14 protein-coding genes are annotated in these 15,870 nt (G+C 64.0%); 7 read left to right on the top strand and 7 right to left on the bottom strand.

Translation table 11 applies throughout. The features are described from left to right. The first annotated feature begins 128 nt into the window (after positions 1–128). The 3 genes from GCT13_RS26585 to GCT13_RS26575 are packed head-to-tail and all read left to right on the top strand — an operon-like array spanning position 129 to position 1,380. The gene (locus GCT13_RS26585) at positions 129–605 is read left to right on the top strand and encodes an Hcp family type VI secretion system effector (protein ID WP_152763231.1); all 477 of its coding nucleotides are present in this window, start codon (positions 129–131) and stop codon (positions 603–605) included. An 11-nt stretch (positions 606–616) separates the two neighbouring features. After that, entirely contained in the window at positions 617–1,099 is a 483-nt protein-coding gene (locus GCT13_RS26580) for a DUF2778 domain-containing protein (RefSeq protein ID WP_152763230.1), read from the top strand. Beyond that, complete coding sequence (locus GCT13_RS26575; RefSeq protein ID WP_152763228.1) at positions 1,096–1,380, top strand: hypothetical protein; 285 nt, start codon at positions 1,096–1,098, stop codon at positions 1,378–1,380. Before GCT13_RS26580 ends, GCT13_RS26575 begins: the two co-directional genes overlap by 4 nt. Before the next feature lie 87 nt (positions 1,381–1,467). Here GCT13_RS26575 and zwf read toward each other — a convergent pair whose 3' ends face one another. The 3 genes from zwf to lhpH all read right to left on the bottom strand — a co-directional run bounded on the left by zwf (position 1,468) and on the right by lhpH (position 5,472). Then, positions 1,468–2,952 carry a glucose-6-phosphate dehydrogenase gene (gene zwf / locus GCT13_RS26570; protein WP_152763226.1) on the bottom strand — a complete coding sequence of 495 codons (1,485 nt, stop codon included), beginning with the start codon at positions 2,950–2,952 and terminating at the stop codon, positions 1,468–1,470. Positions 2,953–3,187: 235 nt separating this feature from the next. Further along, on the bottom strand, positions 3,188–4,105 hold the full coding sequence (gene lhpI / locus GCT13_RS26565) for a bifunctional Delta(1)-pyrroline-2-carboxylate/Delta(1)-piperideine-2-carboxylate reductase (protein WP_152763224.1): 918 nt from the start codon (positions 4,103–4,105) through the stop codon (positions 3,188–3,190). Between the two features lie 359 nt (positions 4,106–4,464). Next, positions 4,465–5,472, bottom strand: coding sequence for a trans-3-hydroxy-L-proline dehydratase (lhpH, locus tag GCT13_RS26550; protein WP_152763222.1), 1,008 nt, complete (start codon positions 5,470–5,472; stop codon positions 4,465–4,467). Between the two features lie 192 nt (positions 5,473–5,664). On the opposite strand from lhpH, the gene GCT13_RS26545 reads away from it, so the two are divergent. Next, on the top strand, positions 5,665–6,402 hold the full coding sequence (locus GCT13_RS26545; protein ID WP_152763220.1) for a FadR/GntR family transcriptional regulator: 738 nt from the start codon (positions 5,665–5,667) through the stop codon (positions 6,400–6,402). Positions 6,403–7,132: 730 nt separating this feature from the next. On the opposite strand, the gene GCT13_RS26540 is transcribed toward GCT13_RS26545, so the two are convergent. After that, positions 7,133–8,473, bottom strand: coding sequence for an NAD(P)/FAD-dependent oxidoreductase (locus GCT13_RS26540; protein ID WP_152763218.1), 1,341 nt, complete (start codon positions 8,471–8,473; stop codon positions 7,133–7,135). Positions 8,474–8,930: 457 nt separating this feature from the next. On the opposite strand from GCT13_RS26540, the gene GCT13_RS26535 reads away from it, so the two are divergent. Then, entirely contained in the window at positions 8,931–9,785 is an 855-nt protein-coding gene (locus GCT13_RS26535) for a helix-turn-helix domain-containing protein (RefSeq protein WP_152763216.1), read from the top strand. Between the two features lie 51 nt (positions 9,786–9,836). On the opposite strand, the gene GCT13_RS26530 is transcribed toward GCT13_RS26535, so the two are convergent. After that, entirely contained in the window at positions 9,837–11,681 is a 1,845-nt protein-coding gene (locus GCT13_RS26530) for an ATP-binding response regulator (RefSeq protein WP_152763214.1), read from the bottom strand. Further along, positions 11,651–12,082, bottom strand: coding sequence for a molybdopterin-dependent oxidoreductase (locus GCT13_RS26525; protein ID WP_227747025.1), 432 nt, complete (start codon positions 12,080–12,082; stop codon positions 11,651–11,653). The genes GCT13_RS26530 and GCT13_RS26525 overlap by 31 nt, the downstream gene beginning before the upstream one ends. Before the next feature lie 310 nt (positions 12,083–12,392). Here GCT13_RS26525 and GCT13_RS26520 point away from each other — a divergent pair, with 310 nt between their 5' ends. Beyond that, positions 12,393–13,340: a phosphoribosyltransferase gene (locus tag GCT13_RS26520; RefSeq protein ID WP_152763204.1), complete on the top strand. Its 948-nt coding sequence runs from the start codon at positions 12,393–12,395 to the stop codon at positions 13,338–13,340. Positions 13,341–13,404: 64 nt separating this feature from the next. On the opposite strand, the gene GCT13_RS26515 is transcribed toward GCT13_RS26520, so the two are convergent. Next, positions 13,405–15,081: an ATP-binding domain-containing protein gene (locus GCT13_RS26515; RefSeq protein ID WP_152763202.1), complete on the bottom strand. Its 1,677-nt coding sequence runs from the start codon at positions 15,079–15,081 to the stop codon at positions 13,405–13,407. 158 nt (positions 15,082–15,239) lie between these two features. Here GCT13_RS26515 and GCT13_RS26510 point away from each other — a divergent pair, with 158 nt between their 5' ends. Next, entirely contained in the window at positions 15,240–15,866 is a 627-nt protein-coding gene (locus GCT13_RS26510) for a glutathione S-transferase family protein (RefSeq protein WP_152763200.1), read from the top strand. Positions 15,867–15,870 lie beyond the last annotated feature (4 nt).

Raw genomic sequence — 15,870 nt, 5'->3', positions numbered from 1 at the left:
AGGACCGTTCTTATTTTCGAGCAGCTCCATTTCCGTCTCAATGTTGACCCAATCCCCGAGCCTGTGTGGGTTCGCTAGCCGCACCCTCTGTGCGACGGCAAAACGGATTGCAACTGCGGAGCAGAGAAATGGCGCAGGACATTTTCATCAAGATCAATGGCATTGATGGCGAATCGCTGGATGCATTTCATCCAGACGAAATCGAAGTAATCGGCTGGCGCTGGAAAGTCACCCAGCAATCCACAATGCATTCGGGCTCAGGAGGTGGAGCGAGCAAAGCCACTGTATCGAATCTGGAGTTTACGCATTTGCTGGATCGTGCAAGTCCTAACCTTGCGAAATATTGCTTTACGGGCAAACACGTCTCCGAAGCCAGACTCACGATGCGAAAGTCTGGAGGCAAACCTCACGAATACGCCCGGATTACCATGTACGACGTGATCGTTTCTCACGTCGAACCTGTCGGCACTGGAGATAGTTGCTTCGAACAGGTGCAGCTCTCGTTTGCGAGAATGAAACAGGAGTACATCTTGCAAAACAGGCTCGGCGGGAGCGGCGGTACGGTGACCGCGCTCATCGATGTCAAAGCGAATCGCTCCGATTGAGCGAGGAGACTATGCCGGTTACCTGCACCTTCAATCTGAACCGACGGCCAATGTCGACGCTTGTATGTCCTGGATTCGGCAGCATTCAGGCGTTCTCGGGCAACAGAAATTCTATTGACAACCCTGATTCTGTGACTTTGAAAGAGTCAGGACCGCTTCCCAAAGGCCTCTATTACATTGTCGACCGGGAGAGTGGTGGACATTTGGGATGGCTCTGGGATGCAATAAAAGACGCTGCGTCAGATACACGGCGGAGTGAATGGTTCGCGTTGTATCGCGCCGATGGGAAACTCGACGACTGGACGTTCATAAATGGAGTGCAGCGCGGCAACTTTCGTTTGCATCCGGTCGGACTTTCAGGAGAAAGCAAAGGCTGTATAACACTTCCTTCGCGCGAGGAATTCAAGGCACTACGCTCCTATCTAAAAGCACAGCGACCGGCGTTCATTCCGGGAACCTCAGTCCGCTACTACGGCACAGTGGAAGTGGAATGAAAAAATTTCTAATAGTTCTCGGACTCGCGATCGTTATGACGTGGCCCGTCGCTTTTGCTATTTCGCGCGTACCAGGACTGATCGAGTCCTGTCTTGGTGGCGCTGGATATGAGTTGCTAAGGCCGCTCTTTGACGCTTATGGTGCTATTGGGGTTGAAGACGACATGGACGTGGTGATAACCATACTACTGACAACCAGCTTTGCACTGTCGATTTTGTTCGCAACCTTTTTCTTACTAGTGCTGCGACATTACCGCATCAAAAAGCGGACCATTCCTTAATGTCCGCTCGTATTTCTCCTAAATCGCCGTCTTACAATGCAGGCGACGCATCCAGCGCGTCGCTCGCATCGGTTAAGGGAAGGTGAATCACGTCTCCTCCGACCAAACCATATTCTCCCTTGCCATCATCGCCGTCGAAGCCCCCGGCCCGAACGTCCCGGCCGTGTAGCCACGCGGCTTGTCGCCATTGCGCTTCCAGCCTTCGATGATGGGATCGACCCACGTCCATGCCGCTTCCAGTTCATCGCGGCGCATGAAGTGCGTGAGCCTGCCGCGCACGACGTCGATCAGCAAACGCTCATACGCTTCCGCGCGACGGCTCGTGAACGCCTGCTCCAGATCGAGATTCAGGTTCACGGGCAAGGTGCGCATGCCGCTGCCCGGCTCTTTCGCGAGCATCTGCAACTGGATCGATTCGGCAGGCTGCAGCTGGATCACCAGACGGTTGCCGCAATTGCGCGGACCGCATGGACTGTTCGGCATGATCGAGAACGGCATGTCCGCGAATTCGATGACGATCTCCGACACCTTCTTCGCCATCCGCTTCCCCGTGCGCAGATAGAACGGCACGTTCGCCCAGCGCCAGTTGTTGATATGCGCGCGCAACGCGACGAAGGTTTCCGCGCGGCTATCGGGCGGCACGTTCGCTTCTTCCAGATAGCCCTTGACGGGCTCGCCGCCGACTGCGCCTGCCGTGTACTGGCCGCGCACCGTATCGCGCGCAATGTCTTCCGCCGTCATCGGACGCAGCGAGCGCAGCACCTTCAGCTTCTCGTCGCGCACGGCATCCGCATCGAGCGAAACGGGCGGCTCCATTGCGACGATACACAGCAGTTGCAGCAGGTGGTTCTGCACCATGTCGCGCATCGCGCCCGTATGGTCGTAGAAGCCCGCGCGCGTGCCCACGCCGACCGACTCGGCCACCGTGATCTGCACGCTGCGGATATACGGCGCCTGCCACAGCGGCCCGAAGATCGCATTGCCGAAGCGCAGCACCATCAGGTTCTGCACCGTCTCCTTGCCGAGGTAGTGATCGATACGATAAATCTGGTGCTCTTCGAAATGCCTGCCAACCGAGTTGTTGATTGCCTTCGCGGATTCGAGATCGTGGCCGAGCGGCTTTTCGAGCACGACGCGCGCGCGCTCGTCGACGAGATCGTGTGAAGCGAGGTTGTCGCAGATCGCCGTGAACAGTTCCGGCGACGTCGACAGATAGAACACCCGCAGCGCATCCTTGCGCGACGCTTCGGCGAGACGCACGTAATCGGCGGCCTGATCGACGTCGACGCGCACGTACTCGAAGAGCGCGAGAAAGTGGTCCCATGAGGCCGAGTCGAACGCCTTCGACTCGATAAAGGGCCTGCTCTGCTCATCCATCCATTTCAGATAGTCTTCGCGCTGCCATTCGCGGCGGCCGATCGCGAGGATGCGCGTCTCGGCGGGCAGATTGCCGTGCGCATGCGCCATGTAAAGCGCGGGCAGCAACTTGCGGGCTGAGAGGTCGCCGGCGCCGCCGAAGATGATCATATCGAGCGGGAGGTCCGGCGAGGCAGGGGCGTTGGAAGTCGTCATAGCGCGGTCGCGAAAGATGAACTGCTGGGAGAAACGCAAGCCCGTCCGGGCCACCCTTTCAGGCAGCGCTTATGCCGGACGCGTTTGCGCGAGACGACTATGGTGCAACGTTTTCGGATTGTTTGCACGCATGCTGTCGTGACACGACACGCACGTTCGTTCGTGCCGGATCACTCTCCCTCGCGAAACCGAAAACACGCGCCGCGATCGCAGACGCGAGCGCGCTTGCGGACACTCAGCCCGCGCCCAACGTCGATCGCGCGACGCGTCCCGCTGCCAGATCCCACGCCGCGCAGCCTACCGTCTTGAACACGATTGGCCCGTCGAGCGCAGGCTTGCGCTCGAGCGCATCCGCCATGCCCGTCACCGTCGACCAGTCGATGCCGGCCTGGATGAAATCGCCCGCCTCGTGCTTCGCGCCCGCCAGATCGTCGACGTAAAGCGCGCTGCCCGCGAGCGTGCGCGCACCGATCTCGCACATCTGCGGCGTGAACGCGCCGACGCCGATCACGAGCCGCCCCGCGCGCGGCGCCTCGTCGTAGACGGCCTGGCGGCTCGTCGTCAGCGCGATCACGACATCGACGGAAGCGGGCGTCGCCGTTTCGGCGAGCGGTTGAAGATCGCGCACGCTGCCGCGCTGCGCATCGCAGAACGCCTGCGCGCGAGCCGCTGACGTGCCCCGCACGCGCACGCGCGCATCCGGATACAGCTCGCCGATCGCCCGCAGATGACTCGCGGCCTGCGTGCCCGTGCCGATCAGCAGAAAGTCCTTCGGCACGGCGCGCGAGAGCGTCTCGATGCCGAGCATCGTCATCGCGGCGGTGCGGCGTCCCGTGACGGTCGGACCGTCGAGAATGAACAGCGTCTTGCCCGTGTCGGGGTCGAACGTCATGACCTGGCCGTGGATCGTCGGCAGCGCGCGCTCGCCATTGCGCGGGCACACGTTGACGAGCTTGTGGATCGCGAGATCGGGCGCGGCGGCCGGCATCGACAGCATGATGCCGTTGTCGTTCATCGGCACCACCAACCGCTCGGGGCTCGCGACGCGCCCCGCTGCATAATCGGCGGCGGCCGTCTTCAGCGCGTCGACGAGCGCGCGAAAGGGAATCAGGCGGGCCGTTTCGGCGGCATCGAAAATCGGCATGCTGCTCATGGCGGGGCGTGCTCCTCGTACGTTGAGTCGTGCGTTCGGTTCTGTGTTCGGGCCGGCGCTCGGTTCTGCGCTCGGTTCTGCATTCAGTTCCGCATTCAGTTCCGCATTCAGTTCCGCGTTCAGTTCCGCGTTCAGTTCCGCATTCAGTTCCGCGTTCAGTTCCGCGTTCAGTTCCGCGTTCAGTTCCGCGTTCAGTTCCGCATTCAGTCGTGCTTTCAGTCGTGCTTTCAGTCGTGCTTTCAGTCGTGCTTTCAGTCGTGCTTTCAGTCGTGCTTTCAGTCGTGCTTTCAGTCGTGCTTTCAGTCGTGCTTTCAGTCGTGCTTTCAGTCGTGCTTTCAGTCGTGCTTTCAGTCGTGCTTTCAGCGGACCAGAAATCCGTAAGTCAGCGGATCGCGCTCATCGACGATCCAGTTCGCGAAACCGCAGATATGCGCGTCGCCTTCGATCTCGGGAATCACGGCATCGAAGCGGTCGAGCTTCGTCTCCGACAGAACGCGTCCTCGGAACACCGTGCCGATGATCGACTCGTTGACGAGCGTTTCGTCCTTGCCCAACTGCCCGCGCAGATACAGTTGCGCGACGCGTCCCGCCGTGCCCGAGCCCGTCGGCGAGCGGTCCACTTCGCGGTCGGCGAACACGCAGCAGTTGGCCTGCGTCGAGCCCGCATGACGCGGCGCGTTATCGACGATCGTGCCGTAGATGTGGTTGATCTCGGGAATATGCGGATGCTGGACCTTGAATGCTTCGTTGGCCGCGCGCTTCACTTCGGCGCCGAACTGGATCAGGCGGTCCACCTGCTCTTCGCGCACGTCGAGCCCGAACGGCTCGCCCGACGTGTAGAAATAAAACGCGCCGCCGAATGCGATATCGCCGCACACGGTGCCGAAGCCCGGCGTCTGAACGCTCACGTCGCGCAGCCAGATGAACGACGGCACGTTCACGAAGCGCACGCTGCCCGCGTGATCGCCGTCCCATTTGACGAACGCCTCGATGAAGCCGCACGGCGCATCGATGCCGACGCGCGTTTCCGGCTCCGTGCGCTCCACCCAGCCGAGCGCAACGGCCGTCGTCGCGAGCGCGATCACGCCGTGACCGCAATGATCGCTATAGCCCTCGTTGTGGACGAAGATGATGCCGAAGTCGGCGCCCTCGGTGACGGGCTCGGTCAGATAGCCGCCGTACATGTCGGCGTGGCCGCGCGGCTCCAGCATCAGCGCGCGGCGCAGATGATCGGCATGTTCCTTCAGCCACGCGCGCCGCTCGACGATGGTCTTGCCAAGCATCTTCGGCAACCCGCTTGTGACGATGCGAAACGGCTCGCCGCCCGTATGCACTTCGACCGTGCTGATCACGCGGTTCAGTTTCATGATGCGCCCGCGCCTCGCGTCACGGGCCTGGCCGGCTGCATATCGAACATGTCGTCTCGCTCCATCATTGGCTATATTGGACCAGAATGTAGACCAGCTTTGGTCGACCATCAACCAATTTCAAAATTGTCGCGCTAAACTGGTCGGAATTCGGCTTACGTCATCTTGCCGTCCATTCCTCGCAACGCACCTATGGCCACGACTTCATTCGCACTGGAACGCGCGTTTCGCCCGAAGCAGATTTACGAGCAGGTCGCGGAGCGGATGCGCGCCGACATCCGCAGCGGACAGTTCGCGCCCGAAGCGCGGCTGCCGTCCGAGCGCGATCTCGCCGCGCGCTTCGGCGTGGGCCGGCCCGCCGTGCGCGAGGCGCTGGGCGCGCTGCAGAACGAAGGACTCGTGGTGACGCGGCGCAACTCCGGCACCTATGTGTGCGCGGACGCGTTACAGCGCCTGTCGGCGGCACGCGCGGACGATCGCGCGCCGGGCGACGCCGATATCAGCCCCACTTCCGCGCTTGACGTGCGCCTGATCCTCGAACCGGCGATCGCGCGCCGCGCGGCCGCGCATGCGCAACGCGACGAACTCGCGGAGCATTACCTCGCGCAGATGGATTCGATCGACGACGTGTCGGACGCGGTGCAGCGCGCGCTCTGGAACGACAGCGACCGTCTGTTCCACCGGCAACTGGCCGTGATGACGGGCGACGCGCTGCTCGTGAAGATCGCCGACGAAGTCGCGCAGGCAATGGACCAGCCGCTGTGGAAGCGCCTGAAGGACGACGGCATTCATGATCCGGGGCGCATCCGGCTGTATGTGTCGGAGCATCGGCTGATTTACGAGGCGATCATCAACGGCGATGCGGATGCGGCTGCTTTCTATGTCGAGCAGCACATCTTGAGGGTGAGGCGCGATATTGCGCCGAAGTAGGGTTTTGTCTGCGACGCTGATTGTTTTTTTGCTTGTCGCTGGCATCCGCGAGGCGCCTCGCGGCGCGGGCGTTGCCCCTGTGCGGGGCGGCACCTACTCTTCTTTGCCGCGGCAAAGAAGAGTAGGCAGAAGAAAGCCGCTCACACCGCCAGTGCTTGACGATTACCCACGGGCTCTCAACGTCCCCATCCGTCACACCGCAGCATGCTGGTCCATGTTCGTTGCCAACGCACTACTTAATCGCCTCACCTGCATCGTGCACCCGAACTACGGCTCGCGACATCGTAGGTCCCAGCGCCCCTTTGCGGCAAACTGTGTGTAGGTGTTCGCGCCGCACAGGAGGACACCCTCGCTACTGGATACGCCAATACAGTGCGGGCGTTGCCCTGTGCGGCACAGCAACTTCGTTCACAACCGAAATGGGGCGCTGAAACGTTCGATACCCTCGATCGTGGCACGGGCGCATGAAGCAGGTGAGGCGATTAAGTAGTGCGCTGGCAACGAACATCAGCGAGCACCCTGCCGTAAGAAACACGGGGACGCTGAGAGCCCGTGGGTAAATGTCAAGCACTGGCGGCGTGAGCCCGCTTTCTTTGCTTACTTTCTTTGCGGCGGCAAAGAAAGTGAGTGCCGCCCCGCACAGGGGCAACGCCTGCGCCGCGAGGCACATGCGCGGATGCCAGCGGCAAGCTAAAAAACAATCAGCGTCGCAGACATCAAAAAACACAGGTCACAACATGCTCCGCGGCCGCTGCATCGTCCCATCGAAAAACCGCCGCAAGCGGAACGCAGCGAGATCCAGCGAAGGCTTGCCGTCGTCGATCCACTCGGCCATAAGCCGGCCGGCGATCGGTCCCATCGCGAAACCATGTCCGCAGAAGCCGGTGGCGATCAGCAGACCCGGCGTCTGCGAGGGCGCGTCGAGCACGGGAATGCCGTCGGGCAGCACGTCGATCAGCCCCGCCCACGACTCGACCACCTGCGCATCCTTCAACGCCGGAAAGAGCGTGCGCAGCTTCTGCAATGCGCGCGGCGCGTGCGCGCGGTTCGGCTGCGGATTCGGGTCACGCGGATGCAGCACGCGCTCGTCGGCGGGCACGACGCCCGGCATACGGTCGAGCACGTCGCGCACGAATGCGCCGTTCAGATGGAAGCTGAACTTCTCGCGCTGCGTCCATAGCTCCGGCAGGAACCACTTCAGCGCGCGGAAATGGCCGAACGTCATGTCGACGTCGACCTGCATGTCGTCGGCGAGATTGATCGCGCCGTTCGCGCGCTGACGGATGCCTAGGCCATGCCCCCAGAACGCCGACGCCGTGACGGCAGGCAACGGATTCGTGCGCATGCAGGTGCCGCGCACGGCCTGTTGCGGCAACGCGATGCCGAGCGTGTCCAGCAGCCGCCAGCTGCTCGCACCCGCCGCGCAGATCACATGCCGCGTGCGGATCGTCCCGCGCTCCGTGGCGACGCCCGTCACCGCGCCCGCCGCCCGTTCGATGCCGATCACGCCGCAGCCCTCGAAGAAGCGCGCGCCCGCCTCGACCGCGCGCGCGGCAAACGCGGCCGCCGCGCGGCGCGGCTCGGCCTGGCCGTCGCTAGCCGTGTACAGGCCGCCCAACGCCGCGCCGTGCATGCCACGCACATGCTGGTCGATCTGCGCGCGGTCGAGCACGCGCGTGTCGAGCCCGTACCGCTTCGCGACATCCATCCATTGCTGGAACGATGCCCAGTCCTCTTCGTTGTCCGCGACGTAGAGACAACCGCCCTGCCGCCATTCGAGATCGAAGTTCAGCTCGTGTTCGAGCTGTTCCCAGATGCGCATGCCCGCCATCATCAGGGGCACTTCGGCGGCCTCGCGGCCCTGCTGGCGCACGAAGCCCCACGCGCGCGTCGACTGCTGGCCCGCGATGCGCGACTTGTCGAGCACGACAGCCTTCACGCCGCGCTGCGCGAGGTAGTACGCGGCCGCGCAACCCATGATGCCCGCGCCCGCGATGACAACATCGGCCCGATCGGGAAACGGCGCGTCGGCCGGACTCAGGTTCGCGTGCAGCGGATAGGTCGTCGTCATCGGAAAGCGGGTTGCGCAGCGTGGCGGTGTCGAGGGTCTGCATCTTCTCAGGCCCGCGCGGATGCCGCAATGCCGGTCATAAAGCGATCCGCTGCGCACCGTCTTTTGCGCGCCGGCAACACGCGCCGTCCGCATCGGCGAAAGACCATCGACACCCGAGACGATGCGTTACGCATACGTTTTCGCCGCTAAAATAGAAAGGCCAGGCAACGAGCGAAGCTGTGCTGATCCGCGCGGGCAATCGAATTTAACAGAATGGGCCGTTTTCACGGCCAGGAGCGGCACGCGGCCATGCGGGCGCGGCGCGATACCAGGCGCGCCGCGCGTTTTGCGGTACATTGGCTGTCCCGCTAGGGGGCGCGCCCATCCGGCGCGTCTGGGAGACCCGCGCTACGCGCCGTCGAAACGACGCTTCGTCATAAACAACGATTCATACTGACAGACAGAAACTTCGCGCATGTCCAACGAAGCCACCTCAACCGACTCGCTCGCCGTCGCCGAACGCGTGCGCGAATTGATGAGCCGTCACGGCATCGGCAAGCGTCAGCAGACCAGCGAGCTTTGCCGCATCCTCGATTTGAGTTTTTCGCAGGGCCACCGCAAGCTGCGCGGCAACAGCCCCTGGACGCTCTCGCAGATCAAGAAGGTCGCCGAGGTCTTCGGCGAGCCGGCCGCGCAACTGTTCGGCGCGCAGACGCTCGACCCCGGCATGGTCGGCGCCACCGCGCAGGAGGCGGTGTTCGCGATCGGCTCGATCGAGCTCGCGTGCACCGCATGGATCGGCGCGCCGATCGAAGCGGGCAGCCGGCCGGAATTCATCGCGTGGTCGAAGCTCGACCAGTGGCGCGTCGTGCGCTACGACGGCGCGCTCTATCAGAACGCGCACGAAGTCCACAAGATCGAGATCTATCCGCGCCGCGCCGAAACGGACAAGCCGCTGATCGCCGTCGTCGACGACGACCAGGCGTCCGCCGACAACCTGCGCGACTACCTGGAGCGCAGCGGCTTTGCAGCCGTGGCGATCTACGGCCTCACCGCGTTCGCCGAAACGCTGCAGACGCAGGTGTTCGACGGCGTCGTGATCGACTGGCTGTTCGGCCCGCAGACGTCGGCGGAAGCGATCCGCGCGGTGCGCGCATCGGAAAACCCGGACGCGCCGATCTTCGTGCTGACGGGCGAACTGCTGACGGGCAAGGCAAGCGAATCGGAAATCAGCGACATCGTGCGCAACTACGACGTGGCCTGCTATGAGAAACCCGCGCGCATGGCGATACTCGTCGCCGATCTGTCGAAGCGACTGAGCCGGGCTTAAGCGCAGCGCCAGGGTTGCCGGGACGGGACGATCCAGCCTGCCCAGCCCGCGTCACCCTTCCACCGACGCCCCGTGCCGCGCCGCCAGCGCGCGCTGCACGGCGTCGCGCAGCACTTCGTAGTGAACGGGCTTGCTCAGGCTGTCGAAGAACGGCGCGTCGCCCAGGCGTGTCGGTCCGTCCGGCGCATACGCGCTCACGGCGATCACGGGCGTGCGCGCCGCCGCGTCCTTCGTCGCGGCGTACTCGGCCATGAACGCGTAGCCATCCTTGTCCGGCATGTGCAGATCGAGCAGCACGAGATCGCAGCGCCTCGATGCCAGCCACACGTGCGCGTCGTCGGCGTTGGCGACGGCGGCCGCGTCGCATTCCATGTGCTCGAGCATTTCGCACAGCGATTCGCGGATCAGCTGGTTGTCGTCGACGATCAGCACCTGCGGGCGGCCGTCGCCGTGCGCCTCGTGCGGCGCGGCCGCCGGAACTGCGGGAGCCTCGACGGACGCGACGGGGATCGTCACCGTGAAGCGCGTGCCCTTGCCCACTTCGCTTTCGACGCCGATCGTCCCGTTGAACAGCGCGACGAGCCCCTGCACGATCGCGAGCCCCATGCCCGCCCCTTCGAAGCGCCGCGTGCGGGATGCGTCGAGCTGCGTGAACTCCTTGAAGATCAGCGGAATCTGCGTGTCGGGCACGCCCGGTCCCGTATCGGTGACGACGATGACAAGCGCGCCCGCGTGCTGCTCGAAATGCAGCGTGACGTTGCCGCGCTCCGTGTAGCGGATCGCGTTGGTCACGAGGTTGTTGACGATCTGCCGGATGCGATGCGGGTCGGAATCGACGAGACCCGTGCGCCCGCTCGCGCTGCCTTCGAACGCCAGCCCCTTTGCGCGTGCGGCCGTCTCGTGCTCGTCGACGACGGACGCCAGCAGCTCGCGCGGATCGAAATGCTCATGGCGCAACTCGAGCTTGCCGGCGCCCAGACGCGCGTAGTCGGTCAGGTCCTTCATCTGCGCCTCGAGATGGCGCGCGGCCGTCTCGAGGCGCTGGATCACCTTGCGATCGGCCTCCGTGTGAAAGTTGAAGCCGAGCAGCTCGATCGACGACACGATCGCGTGCAGCGGCGTGCGCAACTCGTGGCTGATCATGCCGAGAAACGCGTCCTTCGCGAGGCTCGCTTCGCGCGCGGCGCGGCTCGCCTGATGCTCGGCGTCGAGCGCGGCGCGCTGCTGCACGATCAGGTTCGTGCGGCGCCGTCCGTTCATCACGAGCAGCACGGTCGCCGCCGCCGACAGCAACAGCAGCACGAGCCCGCCCGCGAACAACATCCGGCGCTTCGCGATGAAGTCGGAGTTCATCGCCTCGCGATCCTGCACGTCGACGAAACGGCGGCTCAGCGCGAGGGCGTTCACTTCCTTCCAGTGCTGGCGCAGTTCTTCGACCATCTGCGAGGCAAGCGTCGGCGAATTCGGCAGCGCATCGAGCATGGGCTGCATCGCGACGAGCATCTCGGACAGACGCGCGATCTCCTCCTGCTGACGCTGGACGGCCTCCGCCTGCGCGGCGAGGCGCTGAGTCGAACCCGCCATCACGCGCAACTTCGATTGCAGCACCTGGAAATGCAGTGTGAGCCGCCGATAATCGCTGTCGACGCCCGTCTGGTACAGCAACAGCTGGCTTTCGAGCCGCGCATAGGCGATCTGGAGCTGCGCGGCGTCCCAGTAGAACCCGTCGTAGGTGCCCGTGACCTGCTGGGTCTCGCGGGGATTGAGCAGAGCCGAATAGAGCAGATAGGTGATCGCCGTGGTCGGCGCCGCGAGCGCGGCGATCCAGATGACAACGAGTACGACGCGGCGCAGCGGGCGCCGTCCTATTTGACGATGAGTGCCTTGATCTGCCATACGAATTTTGCGTCCGCTGCCCCTCCCGCCAGCTCGCCGGGGAATTGGTCGCGCGGGTAGATGAGAAACAGCGGGCCGAAGTCGCTGACCTGGAGGCGCTTGCCATTCATGCTGTACGCGACGATCACGCCATAGCGGCTCGTATCGGACACAGGAACGGTGTACGTGTAGTCATCGAGCGTGTGGATTTCGATCTCGTCGCCGTACGCGCCCACTGTCTTGAGAATATCCGCGAGCAGCGGCCCCGTGAAGGTCGATTTTGCCGTCCATGTCGTCGAAGTCGTAATCGTGTGCGTCGGCAGCGCGAGAATCTGCGCCTCCGAAAAATGGAACACGGAATGGTCGGGGTCGCTGGTCTTCGCGATCTTGCCTTTCACGTCGAGTTCGAGCGTCGTCGTCATCGGCGCGGCAGGCGCGTCCGGCGCGACGAACGCGAGCGCCAGCACAGGCACGAGTGCGAGCGCGCGCAACCATCCGTATTTGTTGTTCTGCACTTTTGGTCCCTTTCGTGTGGTCTTGTGTGTCTTGTTGTGCGTCTTTTTCCCAGCCGTGGCTCGCATTGTGCCTGACATCGCCGTCAGACGATAACGACAGCGCGGTCGGATGCCACGACACAGAATCTTTACACGGCGTGCATAATATCGGCTCAATCTCAAAAAAGCCGTTTCGCCGACGCGCGTCCATCCGGCCCAACACAAACCGCAAGCCGTCATGAAAAAGCCGGTTCTACCGTTGACCTACGAACAGCTCGACCACTGGATCGATTCGCTGCAGCCCGCCCTGCTCGAAGAGCGCTTCGCGGCCGCTGTCGGCATCTTACGGGGCGGTGCGCCACTTGCGTTAATGGCTTCGCATGCGATCGGCGTGCCCGTCGCGTTTCTCAGCTACGACCGCCGCGCGCGCCATGTCACGTGGGACTCGGCGCAGCCGCTGCCGCCGCCGGGCTCCAAGGTGCTGTTGTGCGAGGACATCGCGGGACGCGGTTTCACGCTGGTCGACTGCATCGCGTTCCTCGAACAGCACGGTCTGATCGTCAAGACGCTGACGGGCGCGTTCGACGAAATCAGCCGCATTCGCCCGGACTATGCGAACGACGCGTCGGGTTTCTTCGCGCTCTTCCCGTGGGAGCGCCAGGCCTACACGGACGATTACCGCGAGGACTGGCTGAAGGTCGAGGCGGGTTCCGCCGAGAAAATGGCGCAAGACCACGAGTACGCGACGTACGCAATCGATCTGGACGGCATCCTTTTGCCCGACGTGCCGCTGTCGCGCTATGACGAAGACCTGTCCGCCGCGTTGAACGAACGCGACGCGCTGCTGCCGTTCGAGATCCTGCCCGACGTCGATCTGGAGAAGGTGCACGCGGTGATCACGGGCCGGCCGCACGTCGATCTGAACCGCACCCGCGCGTGGCTGGAGCGGCACGGCTTCGGCCATCTGGAGCTGGTGATGCGCGCGCCGGACATGCACGACGAAACGCCCGCAGGCGCCGCCGCGCACAAGGCGCAGGCCGCGCTGCGCTGCGGCGTCACGCACTTCATCGAAAGCGATGCCGTGCAGGCGCTCTTCATCGCGAAGCAGGCGCCGCTTTTGCGCGTGATCTGGTGGGATGCGCTCGCGCGCAAGGGCACGCTGATCAGCGCGTCGGCGTGGCGCTGAGCTCTGACGCCTTCGAAGCTTTCAAAGAAGCAAAGCTGCCCGGCCGCGCCCGTCCCGTGGCGCGCTACGCCGCCGCCTGATCCTTCGGTTCACCCAGCTGCAAGTGCCGCGCGGCGCGCTGTGAAGCGACGACGATCAGCTTCATCGTCGCGCGCGTCGCGCCGACGAAGAGCTTGCGCGCATTGCGCTCGTCGAACTCGTCGAAATCGACTTCGCTCAGGATCACGCACGGCGCCGACTGTCCCTTGAAGCGGTAAATCGAGTCGAGCAGCACGTCGCCGTCGCGATACGCCGGGTTGCCGAACAGATCGTACTTGCCCGTGAAGCTGCGCAGCCGGTGCGGGCCGAGCTGATCGAGCGGCCAGAGCACCGAGCCCTCGCGTCCGCGAAACGACAGCACCGCGATGTCCTGCTTGCGAAAGCCGAGCGCGAGTGCCTGCGTGATCGCGCGCTTGGTCGCATCGATGCAGCTTTCGGGCGTCTGCGCTTCATCGTAGGTCGACAGCAGGATGTCCGAGCCGTCGAACGGACTGCCCGCCGCAAGCGCGCCCGCAAGCGGCACCGTCGCGCCGACCACGTCGCGCAGATAGTCGAGGATGTCACGCGGACTGCGATAGTTGGTCGACTCGCGCAGCACCGTCCAGCCAGGCAGCGCGACGCTCTCGCGCATGTACAGGTTCTGCAGCGGATCTTCGAGCCACCACCAGGCGCCGCCCGGCTTCAGCAGCCGTTCGAGCGCGGGCACCCACGGCTGCTGGAAATCCTGGCCCTCGTCGACGATCAGCACGTCGTATTGCCAGCGCGCGTCGATCGGCGTGGCGGCAAACGCGCTTTCGAGCTTATCGAATACGTCGTTGCTCTGGAAATCGGGCGCCTCGCCGTTTTCCCGCACGACCCAATCGCATAACTGGTGATAGTTCGCGACCTTCGCCTCGGGCGGCGCGACACGCGCGATATGGTCCGCGAGCGGCCGGTTGAAGCACACGTACAGCGGCCGCTCGCCGCGCGCGACGGCATCGTTCATGACCTGCACGGCAAGCTGCGTCTTGCCGGAGCCCGCCGTGCCGATCACGCGCAGCCGGAACGGCGTGAATTCGAGCCGCCGCGCCCATGTGGCAAGCCCGCCCGCGAGCCGCGTGACGAGCGTGCCCGCCTGGCCGACGAGCGCGCTCGCGTCGGGCGTGAGCGCGAGTTCGTCGGCGAGAAAGTGGTGGATCTTCGATGCGCACGCGAGACGCGGCTCGTCGGCGGGCAGCGCGTCGAGAATGATGCCAATGAGCTTGTCCTTGCGGTTCGCATCGACGATGCGCGCCGGGTTCACGCCCGCAATCGCCGCATCCCTGACGATGTGGTCCGGGCAATACAGCACCTCTTCGATGAAATACGTGCCCGCGCCGAAAGCGGCCGTGAAGCGCCGGTGCAGCCCCTCGATCGTGCGCGCGAGCGCGATCGCCACGTTGCGCTCGGTCTGCATGTAGACCTTGACGAGCCCTTTCGGCGTCTCGCGCAAAAAGCCCGTCTTCTGCTCGACGATCATCACGCGCCCCGACGGGCTGACGATCACGAAATCGGCCTCGCCGAACACGGAGAAGCCTTCGTGCAAGCGCGTCCAGTGCAGGCCGTGATAGACGGTGTAGTCGCGCGGCAGCGCTTCTTCGAGGAGCGCCAGCGTTTCGCGCTCGCGCGCGGCGGCGCCCGTGGCGGCGAGACTCTTCCAGTCGTCGGGGACAATGCGGGCCATGCGATGCCTCGTCATGTTGGGTGCGCTCATTGTACGCAACGCGTGCATACGAACAGGCGGCGCCCGGAAAGAAAAACCCGCATCGTGTATCGTTACTGGTTGAACGCCGCGCACGACGCGCGGCTTGCCACTGAAGACGAATCAAAGAGGATTACCGGATGATTACAGTCTGGGGACGCGCCAACTCGGTCAATGTCCAGAAAGTCTTGTGGGTGTGCGACGAACTCGTCGTGCCTTACAACCGCATCGACGCCGGCCTGCAATTCGGCCGCAACGACGAACCCGACTACCTCGCGATGAACCCGACGGGCAAGATTCCGACGCTCGTCGACGGCGATTACGTGCTGTGGGAATCGAACTCGATCCTGCGCTATCTGGCGATGCAGTACGGTGCGTCGAGCCTGCTGTATCCCACGGAGCCCAAAGCGCGTGCGAGCATCGACCGCTGGCTCGACTGGTCATTGTCCACGCTGCAGCCTGCCGAGCGCCCCGTGTTCTGGACCATCGTGCGCACGCCCGAGGCGGAGCGCGACGACGCGAAGCTCGCCGCCGACATCGACAGCGTCGCGAAGCTGTGGAAGCTGGTCGACGTGCACCTGCAAGGGCGCTTTCACATCGAAGGCGATCACTTCACGCTCGCGGACATCGTGCTGGGCGCGTATGCGAAGCGCTGGTTCGGGTTGCCGGGCGTCGAGCGTCCGTCGACGCCGAATCTCGAACGCTGGTATCAGCGGCTCGCGACGCGCCCGGGCTTCAAGAAATACGTCGACTTCGATCTGACCTGAACTC

The sequence above is a fragment of the Paraburkholderia franconis genome (assembly GCF_009362735.1).
Lineage (GTDB): Bacteria > Pseudomonadota > Gammaproteobacteria > Burkholderiales > Burkholderiaceae > Paraburkholderia > Paraburkholderia franconis.
Note: the sequence above shows the minus strand (reverse complement) of the source record. Positions and strands in the feature narration are given on the sequence as shown.

What these genes read in the sequence shown, in the direction of transcription:
- GCT13_RS26545 (WP_152763220.1), top strand. Translation starts at nt 5,665, where the DNA reads ATGGCCACGACTTCATTCGCACTGGAACGCGCGTTTCGCCCGAAGCAG.
- GCT13_RS26585 (WP_152763231.1), top strand. Translation starts at nt 129, where the DNA reads ATGGCGCAGGACATTTTCATCAAGATCAATGGCATTGATGGCGAATCG.
- GCT13_RS26575 (WP_152763228.1), top strand. Translation starts at nt 1,096, where the DNA reads ATGAAAAAATTTCTAATAGTTCTCGGACTCGCGATCGTTATGACGTGG.
- lhpH (WP_152763222.1), bottom strand. Translation starts at nt 5,472, where the DNA reads ATGAAACTGAACCGCGTGATCAGCACGGTCGAAGTGCATACGGGCGGC.
- GCT13_RS26530 (WP_152763214.1), bottom strand. Translation starts at nt 11,681, where the DNA reads ATGGCAGATCAAGGCACTCATCGTCAAATAGGACGGCGCCCGCTGCGC.
- GCT13_RS26535 (WP_152763216.1), top strand. Translation starts at nt 8,931, where the DNA reads ATGTCCAACGAAGCCACCTCAACCGACTCGCTCGCCGTCGCCGAACGC.
- GCT13_RS26580 (WP_152763230.1), top strand. Translation starts at nt 617, where the DNA reads ATGCCGGTTACCTGCACCTTCAATCTGAACCGACGGCCAATGTCGACG.
- GCT13_RS26520 (WP_152763204.1), top strand. Translation starts at nt 12,393, where the DNA reads ATGAAAAAGCCGGTTCTACCGTTGACCTACGAACAGCTCGACCACTGG.
- GCT13_RS26515 (WP_152763202.1), bottom strand. Translation starts at nt 15,081, where the DNA reads ATGGCCCGCATTGTCCCCGACGACTGGAAGAGTCTCGCCGCCACGGGC.
- zwf (WP_152763226.1), bottom strand. Translation starts at nt 2,952, where the DNA reads ATGACGACTTCCAACGCCCCTGCCTCGCCGGACCTCCCGCTCGATATG.
- GCT13_RS26540 (WP_152763218.1), bottom strand. Translation starts at nt 8,473, where the DNA reads ATGACGACGACCTATCCGCTGCACGCGAACCTGAGTCCGGCCGACGCG.
- lhpI (WP_152763224.1), bottom strand. Translation starts at nt 4,105, where the DNA reads ATGAGCAGCATGCCGATTTTCGATGCCGCCGAAACGGCCCGCCTGATT.
- GCT13_RS26510 (WP_152763200.1), top strand. Translation starts at nt 15,240, where the DNA reads ATGATTACAGTCTGGGGACGCGCCAACTCGGTCAATGTCCAGAAAGTC.
- GCT13_RS26525 (WP_227747025.1), bottom strand. Translation starts at nt 12,082, where the DNA reads ATGACGACGACGCTCGAACTCGACGTGAAAGGCAAGATCGCGAAGACC.